Origin of the sequence: Kitasatospora sp. NPDC048194, assembly GCF_043202455.1 — a bacterium.
GTDB lineage: Bacteria > Actinomycetota > Actinomycetes > Streptomycetales > Streptomycetaceae > Kitasatospora.
The window spans coordinates 217,512-232,381 of the sequence record NZ_JBIDAK010000004.1; the positions used below are offsets into that span (position 1 = coordinate 217,512).

General features: G+C 72.1%; 14 protein-coding genes. All 14 read left to right on the forward strand.

Annotated elements, in window-relative coordinates; genetic code table 11:
* Window positions 1-13: 13 nt before the first annotated feature.
* The 14 genes from ACGF07_RS07945 (at window position 14) to ACGF07_RS08010 (ending at window position 14,699) form a co-directional block, all read left to right on the forward strand.
* A complete protein-coding gene (locus ACGF07_RS07945; protein WP_392896433.1) occupies window positions 14-463 on the forward strand; it encodes a DUF6238 family protein in 450 nt (149 codons plus the stop codon).
* 24 nt (window positions 464-487) lie between these two features.
* Entirely contained in the window at window positions 488-1,993 is a 1,506-nt protein-coding gene (locus tag ACGF07_RS07950) for an ATP-binding protein (RefSeq protein ID WP_392896435.1), read from the forward strand.
* A 1,825-nt stretch (window positions 1,994-3,818) separates the two neighbouring features.
* A complete protein-coding gene (locus ACGF07_RS07955; protein WP_392896437.1) occupies window positions 3,819-5,297 on the forward strand; it encodes a hypothetical protein in 1,479 nt (492 codons plus the stop codon).
* Window positions 5,298-5,746: 449 nt separating this feature from the next.
* A complete protein-coding gene (locus tag ACGF07_RS07960; RefSeq protein WP_392896439.1) occupies window positions 5,747-5,905 on the forward strand; it encodes a hypothetical protein in 159 nt (52 codons plus the stop codon).
* A 77-nt stretch (window positions 5,906-5,982) separates the two neighbouring features.
* Window positions 5,983-6,486, forward strand: a complete 504-nt coding sequence (locus ACGF07_RS07965; protein ID WP_392896441.1) for a hypothetical protein — start codon at window positions 5,983-5,985, stop codon at window positions 6,484-6,486.
* A gap of 144 nt (window positions 6,487-6,630) precedes the next feature.
* Window positions 6,631-7,863, forward strand: a complete 1,233-nt coding sequence (locus tag ACGF07_RS07970) for a hypothetical protein (protein ID WP_392896443.1) — start codon at window positions 6,631-6,633, stop codon at window positions 7,861-7,863.
* 37 nt (window positions 7,864-7,900) lie between these two features.
* Entirely contained in the window at window positions 7,901-8,557 is a 657-nt protein-coding gene (locus ACGF07_RS07975) for a hypothetical protein (protein ID WP_392896445.1), read from the forward strand.
* Between the two features lie 447 nt (window positions 8,558-9,004).
* Window positions 9,005-9,238: a hypothetical protein gene (locus ACGF07_RS07980; protein WP_392896446.1), complete on the forward strand. Its 234-nt coding sequence runs from the start codon at window positions 9,005-9,007 to the stop codon at window positions 9,236-9,238.
* Window positions 9,239-9,474: 236 nt separating this feature from the next.
* A complete protein-coding gene (murF, locus tag ACGF07_RS07985) occupies window positions 9,475-10,854 on the forward strand; it encodes a UDP-N-acetylmuramoyl-tripeptide--D-alanyl-D-alanine ligase (protein ID WP_392896448.1) in 1,380 nt (459 codons plus the stop codon).
* Between the two features lie 354 nt (window positions 10,855-11,208).
* Window positions 11,209-11,397 (forward strand): hypothetical protein, encoded by a 189-nt coding sequence (locus ACGF07_RS07990; RefSeq protein ID WP_392896450.1) that lies wholly within the window; start codon window positions 11,209-11,211, stop codon window positions 11,395-11,397.
* A 183-nt stretch (window positions 11,398-11,580) separates the two neighbouring features.
* The gene (locus tag ACGF07_RS07995; protein WP_392896452.1) at window positions 11,581-11,841 is read left to right on the forward strand and encodes a hypothetical protein; all 261 of its coding nucleotides are present in this window, start codon (window positions 11,581-11,583) and stop codon (window positions 11,839-11,841) included.
* A gap of 632 nt (window positions 11,842-12,473) precedes the next feature.
* Window positions 12,474-12,980: a GNAT family N-acetyltransferase gene (locus tag ACGF07_RS08000; protein WP_392896454.1), complete on the forward strand. Its 507-nt coding sequence runs from the start codon at window positions 12,474-12,476 to the stop codon at window positions 12,978-12,980.
* A 247-nt stretch (window positions 12,981-13,227) separates the two neighbouring features.
* Complete coding sequence (locus ACGF07_RS08005; RefSeq protein WP_392896456.1) at window positions 13,228-13,863, forward strand: LysE family translocator; 636 nt, start codon at window positions 13,228-13,230, stop codon at window positions 13,861-13,863.
* A gap of 590 nt (window positions 13,864-14,453) precedes the next feature.
* The gene (locus tag ACGF07_RS08010) at window positions 14,454-14,699 is read left to right on the forward strand and encodes a hypothetical protein (RefSeq protein ID WP_392896458.1); all 246 of its coding nucleotides are present in this window, start codon (window positions 14,454-14,456) and stop codon (window positions 14,697-14,699) included.
* Window positions 14,700-14,870: the final 171 nt, after the last annotated feature.

Below are 14,870 nucleotides of genomic sequence, written 5' to 3' on the forward strand. Positions count from 1 at the left end.
AAGAGCACCCCTGATGCCGGCCCCCACTCCCGTCGCGCAGGACTTCGTCCCGTATGCGACCGCCGCAATCGACTTCCACCGTGCGCTCAACATCCCCACCGGCCCATTGGTCGCCTCCCGCGCCGAACTCGACTCGCTCCACGAGCACCTGGTCGCACTGCATGGCCTCCTCGACGCCCACACCCAGCGCACCGCGCCGCTACTGCCGACCGAAGGCGACCACCTCAAGGCCGCGCGCACCCGCCTGTGGCAAGCCGCCACCCACCTCCACGCCGCCTACCACGCCTCGCCCCGGCCCGACAGCGGCGAGGTCCCCGGCCCCGAAGCCTGCCGCGCCCGCCTGCCCGAAGGCGCGCCGGCGCTGACCGTCTGCCGCCGCCACCAGGAGACCGCGCAGCTCGTGCGCCGCCGCACCACCCCCGCCGACCTGCACACCCCGTTCACCGGCCTCGTCCGCCGCTGACCCTGCACCCCGGAATCCGTGATCATGCCCAGGAATCGCGCCACCGCCAGCCCCCTGTTCGTCCCGAGCAAGAGCACCCGCGCCCAACAGCGTGCCGCCCGAGCCGAGTTCGCCCAGGCCCGCACCAAGGCCCGCCACGCGCAACCCGCCGCCGAGCGCCCCCGGAACAGCGGTCCCGACGCGGACCTCCAGCCCGTCTACCCCGTGGCCGGTCGGCCGGGCCCTGCCTCCGCTCGCGGCGGCAAGCTGCGCCTGCCCAAGCACCGCCTGACCACAGCCGTCGCGGGCGGGGCCTACCCCTTCCTCGCGGAGGCCGGCCTCGGCGCGGAGGGGATCTTCATCGGCCGCGACCTCCACGCCGAGGGCAGCTTCTGCTACGACCCCTTCACGCTCTACAACAGTGGCCGAATAGAGGGGTTCACGAACCCGAACGCGATCCTGTGCGGCGTTATCGGCATGGGCAAGAGCGCCCTGGCCAAGTCGATTGCCACCCGTGCCATCGCCCACGGCTACAAAATCTATGTGCCGAGCGATCCGAAGGGTGAGTGGTCGGGGCTGGCCGAGGCGCTCGGCGGCCAGACCATCGCGCTGGGCCCCGGTCTCCCGGGCAGGCTGAACCCGCTGGACGCCCCGCAGCGCCCGGATGGAGTGAGCGAGGAGGACTGGAGCAGCGAGGTCCGCAAGCGCCGGCTCCTGCTGCTGGCCAGCCTCGCGGCCACCGTGCTCAAGCGCGACCTGCTGCCGATGGAGCACACCGGCCTCGACGTCGCGCTCGACCTGGTCGTCGCCGACGCCGACGCTGCCGGCACCGTGCCGCTGCTAGGCGACATCGCCCACGTCCTCGGCCGCCCCGAGCGCCTCGACGCCGCCCTCGGCGGCCATGCCGGCAGTCTCGGCCACGCCGCCGACGACCTCGCCCACGCCCTGCGCCGCCTGGTCCACGGTGATCTCAGCGGGATGTTCGACGCGCCATCCACTGTCGTGTTCGACGCGAACGCGCCGATGCTCTCCATCGACCTGTCGCGCCTGGGCAGCAGCGGCGACGACACCGCCCTCGTCCTCGCCATGACCTGCGCGAGCGCCTGGATGGAGGCGGCCCTCGCCGACCCCGCGGGCGGCAGGCGATGGGTCATCTACGACGAGGCGTGGCGGATCATGCGGCACGTCGGCCTGCTGGAGCGGATGCAGCAGCAGTGGAAACTCAGCCGCGGCCTGGGCATCGCCAACCTGCTGATCCTGCACCGGCTTTCCGACCTGCTCTCCGCCGGCGACGCCGGATCGCGCGGGCGGGTTCTCGCCGAGGGCCTCCTGGCCGACTGCAGCACGCGGATCATCTACCGCCAGGAACCCGACCAGATTCCCGCCGCCATGGCCCTGCTCGGCCTCACCGGCGTCGAGGCCCAGGCCATCGCCGCCCTCACCCGCGGCCGGGGCCTGTGGAAGGTCGCCTCGCTCTCCTTCATCGTCCAGCACCTCCTCCACACCAGGGAGAAGCAGCTGTACGACACCGACTTCCGTATGGCCGCCTGACCACCCAGCCTTTCGAGAATCCTGAACTCACGTGCCTGACAACGACGTTGAACCCTACCTCGACCGCGCAAGCCTCACAACGGCCGACTTTGCGGCGTTCGAGCAGCTGGTCGTCGCCCAGCGCGAGCGCCGCCCATACACCGATTCCGACTGGCACCTCGTACTCAGCTCCAGCGCCTGCGGCAGCGACGGACGGTGGGAATCCGCCCACGCGCTGTTCCGCCCCGGCGGCGCCTTCGGCACTCGGGACACCAGCGACAAGACGTACGTGCGGGTGTACTTCGACGAGAACGGCCGAGCCCTGCCCGACCAGCCGCGCGCCCCAGGCCCCTGCCACGGTTCGCCGCCGAGCTGGCCGAGCACCTGCCCGGCTGGACCGTCCAGGCCAACCCGCTCGGCCCCGGCAGGGACCTCGCCGAACTGGGAGGGCAGACATGGGGCTGGGGGCGGCTGCCGTGGACCACCGCCTCCGCCCCGCACACCGCCCTCACCCTCACCGGCCCGGACGGCGAACGGCTCCTCGCCGTGCGGACCGGCAAGGACGCCCCGGTCCTCCTCGGCGCCGCGAAGCCTGACGACCTGCCCGACTACGACCCCAGGGCGGTGCACCTGCCCGCGCCCGTCGCCCTCCCCGCCGATGCCGCGCCGGCCATGGTGGCCGCCGAGGTCACCGCTCTGGGGCCGGACTGCCGACAGGCGGCCTGGCAGGCCCGCACCAGCTCCACCACCCACGCCGTCTCGGCCCTGCGCCGCCTCGCCACCGCCTACATCCCGGCCCCCGGCGACCCCTGGGGCCACGGCGAGATCGGCTCCTTCGACTCCGCGGAGGACCGTAACCGCGCCGCCTGGCCGTACACCGAGACGCTCATCCACCAGGGGCCGCGCCTGGTGGCCGGGATCCGAGCCGCAGCGACGATCGAGGACCACCTCGACCCCGCCATCGGCTCCGACCTGCGGCGGCTCCACGTCACCGAGGCCGCGCTCGACCGGCTCCGAGAGGTCCGGGACGGCTGGCGCACGGCCACAGCCGCCCTCACCGGCGACCGCCCCGAGGCCGAGGCGACGCGAGAACGCGCCGAGGATCGGTCTGCTCGTGCCGGACCGCGAGCAGCAGGTCAAGGCCGCGCTCGCCCGCACGGGCCAGTTCCACCGCGCCAGTGCTGCGGTGCCGGTGCCCGCCGCGTCGGCACCGGGCGCACCGCGCCGCACGCGGTCTATCACCGTTTCGCGGCCGGTCCAAGTTCCCTCTCCCCGGCATCATCAGCGCCTGCCCACCACGCCACCGGGCGCACACCCCGCAGGAGCACCCCCATGCAACCCGACCAGCTGACCGTCCTGTTCGCAGACAACGGTTTCGGTGTCACCGCCCACGTCCACGGCCCGGGCACCCTGACCGACCGTGCCACCACAGGTCCGGGCCGACGCTATGCCCACCTCACCCGCCGCCTTGCGCAGCGGGGCCTTGAGACCGGGGTCGACTTCGGGGCGGACGACTACATCGTCGTCGCCCAGCTGAACGACGGGACCTGCCTGACGATCTCGCCCCTGCCGGAACACGCATACGGGAGCCACGAGATCCCCAGCTTCCCGCAGGCGTGGCTCGTGACCCGGGACAACCCGGACAACCCCGAGCTATTCGAAGTCATCTACGACAGCAGGCCACAGGGAACCGACGCCCGCAACGGGGGCAGCGTGCCCGCGCTGCTGGCCGCCGTCGACGAGCACCTCGACGGCCTCGGCGTGCCGTCCCGCCAACAGGTCCAGGCGGTTCGCGCGGGGAGCGGAGTCCGCTCTCCACCGGGCCGGGTTCATCCCCGTCGTACGCGTGCACGAGACCCATCACCGGCTTCCCGCCGCCATGGTCGATCCCGGCGAGCGCAAAGCCACCGTGACGCGGGCCGTCGACTACCTGCGCGCCTCCGGCTACCGGTTCACCTGCCCGGCGGACCTGATCGACCACCGCCTCCCGCCGACGCTGCCCCCGTCCCGGTCGCTGGCCCAGGTCGGCGAGGCCATCGCCGGGGCCGGGCACACCCGGCGGGTGGCCGACGCTCTGAGCGAGCTGACCGCGCCCGGGGACGGCGTCCTCGACCAGGCCGTTGCGGTCCTGCACGAGAGCGCCGCCTGGTGGGAGGGCCTGGGCGGCGCCTCCGATCCGCACTACGCCGCGCGCCTGCGCTACATCGCGGACATGGCGGACGGCTACGTGCGGGAGATCCGGGCGATGCGCGGCGACCTCGCCGACCGGCACACCGCCCATGCCGGCCGCGCCCGGCCCGCTGCCCAGGCCACGGCCGGCCCCGACGCCCGGGTGCTCGCCGCGCTCGCCACTTCCCCGACCGACCACCGTGCGCACTCTCACCGGCCACCCGGTCGAGGCCGCCCTCGCCACACCGGTCGCCGCGCGCGCTTCCGGGCCGCGCCGCTGACCCCCGTTGTCCAGGAAGGAGGACCGCTGTGCCCCGCCGCAACAGACCTCGCCCCGCCCACCGGTCCACCGTCCGAACCAGCGAAGCGGAACCCCACCGTGCCTGCCGCCGAACCCTCGCAGCTGCCCGACGTCGCCGTCGGCCAGCACCCGAACCACGGCATCGTCGCTTCCCTGCCCACCCACAACCCGGCCGCCCAGTGGATGCTGGAACGCCTCGACTTCCAGCGCCTGTCCGGCAACCCTCGCCTGTACACGCTCACTGAGCAGCACCGCGAGGCCCCCGAGCGCGCCGTCTGGGCCGCCAAGCTCCTCACCGGCGCCGGCTACCGCGTCGACACCGACATCTCCCTAACTCCCGAGAACGCCAACGGCAAGCACCGGGCCAACGCCCCTCAGGCCAACGCCACTCCGGAGGCTCCCCGGCCACAGCGTGCACCCGCGCAGGACGCCGGTCCGGACGTCGCCATCGCCGAGCACCCGAGCCTGGGCGTCGTCGCCGCTGTCAACGACGACCTGCCCTTCAACCCGGGCATCTTCCTGGACACCGACGGCTGGCGCTACCGCCGGGACCTGGACGTCTACCTCCCCCCGGCCGGCACCCGGGAGGAGTCCCTCGACGTGGTGGCCCACACCGTCGCGGGCCTGCGGCGCGGCAACTTCCAGGTCGCCATGCAGCCCCAACTCGCCGAGGACGTCGCCGCCCACCGCGGGGCGGTCCGTCAGGCGTTCACCACCCACAAGTTCCGCGTCGACGACGCCGCGCTCAAGGGCCCAGCCCGCCCGGCCGTTCCCACCGTCACGACCGCTGTGCCCGGCGACAGCCGTCCGCCCACGGCGGTAGACCCGCGCATCGCCTTCGCCCGCACCCGCTGACCAACCTCACCCCGCTGTCCGGCCGCCACCCAGGAGCACGCCGTCAGCGGCCACCGGGCCGGTGCGCGTGCCTGATGACCACTCCCCCGATCACCAAGGAACAGAATTCAGATGGCTGTGAAGAAGGTCTGGCAGATCGCCCACCAGTGCGGGCACGAATCGGCAAGGGACCTCGGTGACCGTCCGGCCGACCGCCGGGCCGGCTCCGCCGAGTGGCTGGCCAAGCAGGAGTGCACCGACTGCTGGCGCGCCGCCCAGAGCGGGGACGAAGCGGGCAAGGCGCAGTGGTTGGAAGCCAAGCGCGCCGCCGAACAGGCCGAATCCGACGCCTGGTCCGAGCAGTTCCGGATGCCGCCGTTGGAAGGCACCGCCAAGGGCGTCGCCTGGGGGTCCGCTGCCGCCACCAGGTCCTCGCCGCCGCCTACACCGCCCTCGTCCTCGACACGGGCATGCCGGAGCCGCAGTGGGAGCGGATCGAGGACCAGGCCCGCACGATCACCCGCGCCGGCTGGTGGATCGACCAGCGCGCGTGCGAGCCGGGCGACCTGCCCGAGCTGCTGGAGGCGGCCGTCGACGCCGACCGGCCGACCGAGAACCCCTTCGTCTGACCCGCCGGCGTCCCGACCCGGCGCGCGTCATCGTCTCCAACTCACCTTCACCGCAATCTGATTCGGAACACACCTCCATGGCCGCCTCCCCTCTGCACTGCACCGTCAAGCGCACCGAGAGCACCCCCGACCTGCTCGCCGCGCTGTACGACGACGATCCCGGCTTCGAGTCCTACCTGCTGGCGTCATGGTCGCCCGGCCCGCCCGCCGAGGAGGACATCGTCCTGCCGGACCTGGCCGCGCTGCTGGACGAGCCGGTGGCGCTGCGCAAGCCCCGTACCGGCCACACCCCCTCCCGGCGTCTGACCTGGCACTGCTCGATACGCAGCACCGGCGCGCTCAGCGACGACCAGTGGTTCGAGCTGACGCGGCAGGTGCTCGACGCCACCGGCATCGAGCCGGACGGCGACCCCGACGCCTGCCGGTGGGTGGCCCTGCGCAACACCGGCGACCGGCTCGACCTCGTCGCCACCGTCATCCGCAAGGACGGCCGCTGGGCCCGGCTGCACAACGACCAGCGCCTCGCCCGGTGGGCCTGCGAGGACTTCACCCGTGACCACCGGCTCACCGCGCGACGCTGACACCCCCACAGCGCTCCGCCTGGGCCCGGCCGACGACCGGCTACCACCGATCTCCGGCCGGGCCAAACCGGCGGGTCTACGGATCCTGTCCCCGTCAGCCCGCCCGCCGGGCCCCACCGTCCGCCGTCAGAGAAGGAGACGCTCGTGATCGCTCACCTGCAGCGCGCCACCACCACGGCCGCGCTGATCCCCGCCCTCTACGGCCTGGACGACCCACGTGGCCGCCGGCGCCCCCGGCTGATCGGCGCCGACTACCGCGGCGCCGACAAGCAGCTGCCGCTGTTCGGCGACCCGCAGGAGGTCCTCGGCGGCGGCGCGCTCGACGCCCCGGCCCTGCGGATCGGCTCCCGGGCGCCCAAACAGCCGGTGTGGATGTGCTCGGTGCGCTCCGACCCGCGCCATCCGGACCCGAGCGACGCCCAGTGGGCCGACGTCGCCCGGCGTCTGGTCGCCGCGACCGGGCTCGCCCCCGCCGGCGACACTCACGGCTGCCGGTGGGCCGCGATCCGCAATGGCGACCGGTCGGTGCACGTCGTCGCCACCGTCGTTCGCGAGGACGGATACCTCCACAACACCTACCGCGACCCCTTCCACGTGCAGGCCGAGTGCACCCGCATCGCCGCCGAACTCGGCCACCTCACCCACACGGTCACCACCGCCAAGGACCACCGGATGCCCGTCATCACCATCAGCGCCGCGCCCAGCGGCAGCGTCGTCGCCACCGGCACCGGCGACGACCTGTCCGCCACCCTGCTCCGGCACGCCGGGTTCCACCAGATCGACGACTGGCACGGCCGCCGACACCGCCTGCCCACCACCACTCCCCGCCCCGAAGCGGCCTCCATCGCCACCCACGCCGCCCAGATGCTGCGCGCCGCCCGCTACAACGTCGACCTCGACCCCAAGCTCCACGTCGAGCCGCTCGACACCCCGGGCCGGCAGATCCTCCACCTCACCGACGCGATCCGCGGCGCCGCCGACTTCGCCGAACTCTCCGGGGTGCTCGACGAACTGCTCGACCCGCACGACGGGATGCTCGTCCGCCTCCAGGAGGCCCTGAAGACCACCTCCGAGCAGATCACCGATCTCGACCCCGACCAGTACGAACTCTCCGACCGGTTCGGCGCCGCGTCCGACCAGCTCGTCACCGCCCAGGCCGAACTCGCCGGGGTACTCGACGAGGTGCAGCTCGCCACGTCCGACACCGCCGGCACCGCTGACGTCCTTGCCGCCGAGGACCTGCGCACCCGCGCAGCCCTCGCCCGCAGCACCACCGCCCCCTCCGCCAACGCGCTGGGCTCGCCCGCGGCAGCAGCCTCCACCGGGCTTCCGCCCGTGCCGGCCGCAGTGGTGGGCGCTGCCGGCCGCACCCGCTGAAACGTTCCTGCCGTTCACTACCGCCCTCGGAGCCCCGATGCCCGAGCACTACTCGTCGATCGGAGACGCGGTCGGCGCCACCATGCAGCACAACATCCGCCTGGCCCACCGCGACCCTCAGACCCTCGCCGACCGGCCGCTCCAGGTCCGCTACATCCCGCCGCCCGCCGCCGACCCCTACTCCCTGCCGGGCATGGTCATCCGGCTGGAGGAGGACACCAGCCCCGCGGAGGTCGCGGCGATCCTCGAATCGACGACCAGCGCCCTGACCGGGCCGCTGACGCAGCTGACCGAGCTGGTCGCGGCCGGAGCCGACTGGGCCGGAGCGCGGGTGGACTTCGACCCACCCGGCTACAACCTGACCTACGACATGTGGACGCGCCTGGCCACCGCGCACCAGGCGCTCCTCACCGTCCGGGAGGACCTGGAGGCCGCCACCGAGGGAATCCCGGCCTGCCCCGCCGAACCCAGCCCCACGCGCCATCCGGACATGGTGCCCGTCCTGCGCACCCGCGAACTCCTGCACGACGTCATGGGCGCGCCCGCGCCCAACCCGGGAACGCCGGACACCCGCCGCCAGGCAGCAGCCCTCGCCACCTCCCCCAACACCACCGCCCGCAGGACCGCCCCCACAGACCCGCCGGCCCCCGCACCGGGCCCGACCACCGCAGGCCGGCCCCGGCCCACCCGCTGACCGGACGAAGGAGGACCAGGAAGATGCGCACCCTCGCCGACGTGTTCGGTACCGACGTCGAGATCGTCCACCGCTCGGACGACGTAGTCCGGGCCTTCTGCCGGACCGACGCCCCGGAGCAGATCCACGACGTCCTGCGCCAGTGCGGGTTCACCGCGTCCGAGAAGCACAGCTCCTGCTGCTACAGCCTGCCGCCGGAAACTCCCGGCGCCGGCCGGTTGGAAGGCCTACCAGGAAGCCCGGCTGGACGCCTCGCTCGCCGCGCCGGCCGGCTACGTCCGCAGCGAGAACGACGATTCGGTCACCTACACCGACCCGACCCAGGTCTTCGTCCTCAAGTTCGGCAAGTGGACCGGAGAGAACCGCAGCGCCCTGTCCGTCGCCAACGCCGACCTGGTCTGGTATGAGAGCCACTACTGCTGCCAGGATCCGAAAACCAACGGGAACGTGACCGAGACCCAGCAGCAGGGCAAGAACGCCGCCCTGCTGGACGTGACCTACCACGACAACTCGGACTACATGCACCAGAAGGACCAGCGCGCACTGGAGCTGGACCTGATTCGCAAGGACGGCGTCGGCTTCAAACTGGAACTCTCCTTCCCCTCCGCCGCCGACCAGGCAGCCGAAGGACAGGACATGTTCAACCAGGCTCGAAAGAACCTGACGATCAACGGGCTCTGATCAGCCGATGGCGCCCACGCGGGCCGACCGGGCGGAAGAGGCCGGACGAGTGAGTCAGGATATGGGGCGAGCTCGAGCGCGCGGGGGCCCCGGGTTGATCATCGGAATGAGCTCACGCACCCTCGGCTGCAGCAGAGAACCCTGACGCGGCATTGGTACGGTGCGGGTTCCGGTCCGGGCAGCGGCGGAGGAGTACGGTCGGTGCACGGTCCGTGGACGGGATGGGAGTGGAGCACATGCAGCCGATGAGCCTGGGCACGATCGCCGAGGTCGTCGACGGCCGCCTCGAGCAGGTGCCGGACGCGGACGCGATCGTGACCGGTCCGCTGGTCGTCGACTCGCGCAAGGTCACCCCGGGCGCCTTGTTCGTGGCGTTCGACGGCGAGCGTGCGGACGGCCACGACTACGCGGCCGGCGCCGTGGCGGCCGGCGCGGCCGGGGTGCTGGGTTCACGGCCCTGCGGCGCCACAGCGGTGCTGGTCTCGGACGTCCTGGCGGCCTTGGCCAAGCTGACCCGCTGGCAGACCGCCCGGATGCACGGGGTGACGCGGATCGGGGTGACCGGCTCGTCCGGGAAGACCAGCACCAAGGACCTGTTCGCCCAGGTCCTGGCCCGGGCCGGGGTCACCCACGCGACGGCCGGGAGCCAGAACAACGAGATCGGCGTCCCACTCACCGTGGCCTCCTGCCCGGCAGACGCCCGCTTCCTGGTACTGGAGATGGGCGCCCGCGGCATCGGGCACCTGACCTACCTGACCGACATGGCCCCGCTGGACGTCGCGGTCGTCCTCAACGTCGGCGCAGCCCACGCCGGCGAGTTCGGCAGCAAGGAAGACACCGCGAAGGCGAAGGGCGAGCTGCCCGCCTCCCTGACCGCGCACGGGCTGGCGGTGCTGAACGCGGACGACGCGCTGGTGGCGCCGATGGCCGCCCGCACCAGCGCCCAGGTGGTTTTCTTCGGCCGCTGCGAGACGGCGCAGATCCGCGCCACCGACGTGAGCCTGGACGAGGGCGGCCGCGCCGCCTTCCTGCTCACCACCCCAGCCGGGCAGGCCCGGGTGCAGCTGCAGCTGCTCGGCGACCACCACGTCTCCAACGCCCTCGCGGTCGCCGCGGTCGCCCACCATGCAGGCCTGGCCCCTGCCGAGATCGCCGACGCCCTCAGCCACGCAGTGGCCTCCACCGGCTCCCGGATGCAGCGCCACGACCGCCCGGACGGCGTCACCGTCATCGACGACGCCTACAACGCCAACCCCGACTCGATGGCCGCCGCGCTGCGCGCACTGGCCGCGATGCGCGCCGGCCGGCGCACCGTGGCGGTGCTCGGCGAGATGCGCGAGCTCGGCGCCGGCTCAGCCGGCGAGCACCGCACCGTCGGCGCCCTGGCCGCCGAGCTCGGTACCGACATCGTCGTGGCCGTCGGCGACGGCGACGCCGCGCACACCGCCGCCGGCGCCCGCGACGGCGGCGCCCAGACCCACCTGGTGACCGACCGCCAGGCAGCCGCCCGCCTGCTGGACGACCTGCTGCGCCCCGGTGACCTGGTGATCGTGAAGGCATCGCTGTCGGCGGGGCTGCAGGCGCTGGTGAAGGACCTGGTGGCTGCGCCGACCTGACCGGTCGGGCGGCATGATACGCGGCGGGTGCGCCGTGGCAGACTCCCGCCGGCGCACCGCCGAACGGGCGCGACGGGATGTCCAGGGGAGGTCGGTGGTCACGGCCTGCCGCGCTTCTGCGCAGGCGGGGATTTGGCGGTCGACGACGGCAAGGGATGGGCCGGGTCATCCCGGCTGCCCGGCGGCGCACCCGACTGGGGACATCACCGAGCAGCGCGGGTGGTATGAGTCATCGCGCGGTGCCCCGTCACCCGGCCCGCGCCGAACAGGTCTTCCAGCATGTCCATCGCGTTCGAATTTCCGGTGGAACCGTATGATCACCGGGTGACGTGTCAGGGCGGATACGACACGCCCATGCTTGTCTCGAACCGCCGGCCGCACTCCCAGGCCGAGCTCTGCCAGGCGCAGCGCAGCGGCCCCGATGACCGTGAGCGCTGCCCCGAGCCGGCGTGGTTCGTGATCCATCGGCACCTCGACTCAGACCTGGTCGTCTGCGCCGGCCACCTGGGCCCGGTCATCCTGCACGCGCCCAACGTCTACTGACCGCAGTAGATCTCGCTGGTCGATGCGAACAAGCACCCCGAGCACGCCTTCGTCACCGGCGCCGCCAGCGACCGAAGGAAGCAGCGCACGAAGGGCTGGGCCGAGCACCTCTTCGAGGATGACCCGGCGCCGGCTTGCAACCCCGCGCTGCAGCTGACGGCCCCACAGGACGCCAACCTCCTGGTGTCGACCGTCCTGGCCGTCAGCCCCGGGCGGCGGTCCAACGAGGTTCTCGGCGCCCTCTCGGTGCCGTCGAAGCAGCTTGCCGCCAAGGGCCCGAACACCGTGCCGGCGGTCCTGCGCGGCTACGCCGCCGCGAACAAGATGGTCAACGGCGGGAAGGACTGGGCCACCGTCCGTCCTGCACCTGCGCCAGGCCCGGACCGCTGCCCGAGATCGGCCACGTCCTCGATCTCGGCCTGCGCGGCCCGCCGCCGTCTATGACCTGTACGACTACTTCACCGACGCGGCCGTCGAGCCCGACAACCAGGAGCCGGACGGCCTGAGCGCAGCCGAGCGCGACGTCCTCACCCGGGCCGCCGTCACGGGGCAGCAAGCCGCCGACTGGATCCGCATCCTCGCTGCCCGGCAGCAGCACGTCGACAACCGGCAGGTTCCTGGAGCGGTACGCGCTGCCCGCGGTCGGCTCCACCACCGCGTCCGCTCCGCGGGTCGTCCTCAACGACATCGCGGGCGACCTGGTGGTGCTGCGCGAGGCGATCGACCAGACCCACGCCCTTGCCGCCGAGGCGCAGCCGGCCGCCTGCGAGGTCCGGCCGTAGCCGGACGGAGGGGGAGGATCGTGGCAGTCCGCACCGTCAGCCTGTGGTCGCTCCGGTCAGGGCTGCGGACAGCGGCGAACGGACGCGGCGCGCCGTCTTGCTGCCGGTTTCCGCCGCAGCTGTTCACGGTCATCGCAGAGGTGGGCTGTGCGGCGCGAGGAGCCCCTCATCCGGCTCATCCGATATCGCTGGCGCGGGGACGGCAGGCCCTACTAGGGTGCGGCGTGCGAGCAGCAAGCTGATGGGGGTTCGAGTACTTTGGCAGGGCATGTGCGGTCGGCTACGTCGGAGGACGTGGCAGGTCTGGCGGTAGTCGAGGCCGCCTCGTGGCGGGCTGCGTTCGTCGGGTTGCTGCCCGCGGACTACCTTGCCGGGCTGGACACCGAGCGGCTGTGCGTCTCCTGGAAGGAGAAGCTGGCCGGGGGGAACTGGCCTTCCTCTGGAACGCTGCTGGCCGAGGCAGCAGTTGACGGTGAGGTCCGGACGGTCGGGTACTCCCGGTTCTATCCGACCGAGGACCTGGACGACGACCCGAGGACCGTGTCGACGATCGGCGCCCTCTACACACTGCCCGAGGTGTGGGGAACCGGGATCGGCAAGACTTTGATGGCGCGGACACTGGCGACCATGGCCGAGGCAGGATTCAGGTCGGCGTCGTTGTGGGTCCTCGAGGACAACCTGCGTGCCCGGGCCTTCTACCAGGGCCAGGGCTGGACACATGACGGCACCGTGCTGCGGGAGTGCAGCGACGGGATGCCGATCACCAAGCTCCGCTACCGCCGCGTCCTGCCGACCAACTGAAGCTGCGGCGCCTCGAGTGCCGGCAGGCGTCGCGGTCGCGCCGCAGGTTGCGGCACAGTGCTTGCCCCTGAGCTGTTGCCCGAGGCAGGCTCTCCCCGCGCCTCCCTGCCGCGGGGGATGTCCTGAAGCCAATCCTCCGGGCTCCCTTCTGGGCAAACAGTGGTTGTCGGGTGAAGGACCGCTCAGCGACGTTCTCGCGGTTCGAAATCAGGTGTGCTGCCTCAGCCGGTGAGTGAGCATAGGGGTCATGGTTGACTCGAGTCTTTATGCCGCGTTCTTCGCCGCCGCCCTTCTGCTGTGCGTGTCGCAGGGGCCGGACATGATGTTCATCGTGGCGATGGGAGGCCGCGGTGGTCCGAGGACGGGGGTGCTCGCAGCGGTTGGGGTCGCATGCGGTGCCCTTCTGCACGTGCTCGCAGCGATGCTGGGCTTGTCTGCACTGTTCTTGGCGTTCCCAACGTTGTATTACGCACTGCGTTGGGCCGGCGCGGCGTACCTGCTGTACCTCGCCGTGAAGACATTCCGGGACAAGGCCCCGCTCGACGGCGAGGTAGGACGGGCGGGATCGCCGGCTCCCAGCCGGTGGCGAGCCTTCGGCCAGGGCATGTTGACGAACGTCCTGAACCCCAAGGTGATCTTGTTCAACGTCGCGTTCCTGCCGCAGTTCGTCCGTCCCGCTCTGGGGCACGTCCCGGTGCAGTTCCTCATCCTGGGCCTGACGATGGTCCTCATCGGGCTGACCATCGACACATCCGTCGGGCTGCTGTCGGGGCGCCTTGCCGCGCTACTGCGCCGCAGCCGCCGGTTTGCGCGCGGGCTGAACATCTTCAGCGGCACGATCTTCAGCGGTCTGGCCGTGCGCCTGCTCGCCGCACCGAAGTAGAGGTTCGCCGACCGGCAACCACAGGCCCCGTTCGGGACCTGATCGCGGGCGTGCCTGGCGGCGTCCTGCCCGGCCTGTCCGAGGCCCTCGGCTGTGGGTCTGTACGGCCTGCTGGCCGGCCTCCGCCTTGGTCAGGGCTGCGCCCTGTGCGTCGAGGCATACGCCTGGCGGGCTCCGACCACTCACCGGTGCTGCAGCGGAATCGCGGGCCGGTAGAGCCTCGGTACTACCACGCCCGCAGCACCCGCTACGAAGACTCCCTGCAACACGAGACCCGCAGTCAACCCCCGAAGGACCCCGAACACTCCACCGCAGGCCCCGCAACCCTGTCCGGACAGTGACTGTGAAGACGCCGGTGTCGTCGATCGGACCGCTCCCCTCACGATGCCGCCCCCTGGCACGACCCCCGGAGGCCGCGGCCGCCCAAGCCCGCACCGGTGCGCTGGAGCAGGAGCCGGAGCGGCCAATCCGGTCGAGACCACCACTTCTGAGCGGAGCACCGGATCGACCTCGCACTGCTAAGGCGCCGCGAGGTAGCGGGGTTCCGCTCTGCCGTTCGGCTCACCACTTCCCTGGCCTACCCTGTGTCCGTGAGAAAGTCGAACACACCGCCTGTGACGGCGAGAATTCCCCGGCGGGTCACGCCGGGCGGGAAGGGCAACGCCCTGCACCGAGCCATGAGGATCGTCGTGGTGGGCACGGTGCTGATTGTCGCGGCGGCGCCTCTCGTCATGCTCGCGTTGTCCCGACTGCCTGCGGAACGCGCCTTCCAGAAGTGCGCGGAGCAGCCGGACGTGTCGCAATGCCATGACCCGCTCACCTCGTGGCTCCCGTAGCTTGTGACCCTAGGTCGTCCCACCAGGTGGGGCCTCAGGCTTTCACGAGGGATGCCATCTAGCGTTTGATCAGAGACGCGGGCAATTCTCTTACGCTGCAGCGATAGGGCTTGTCGAGGATCCGGGCCGTTGTTGTCGAAGGGTCTGAGGTGAGCCGTACCGGCCTGCATT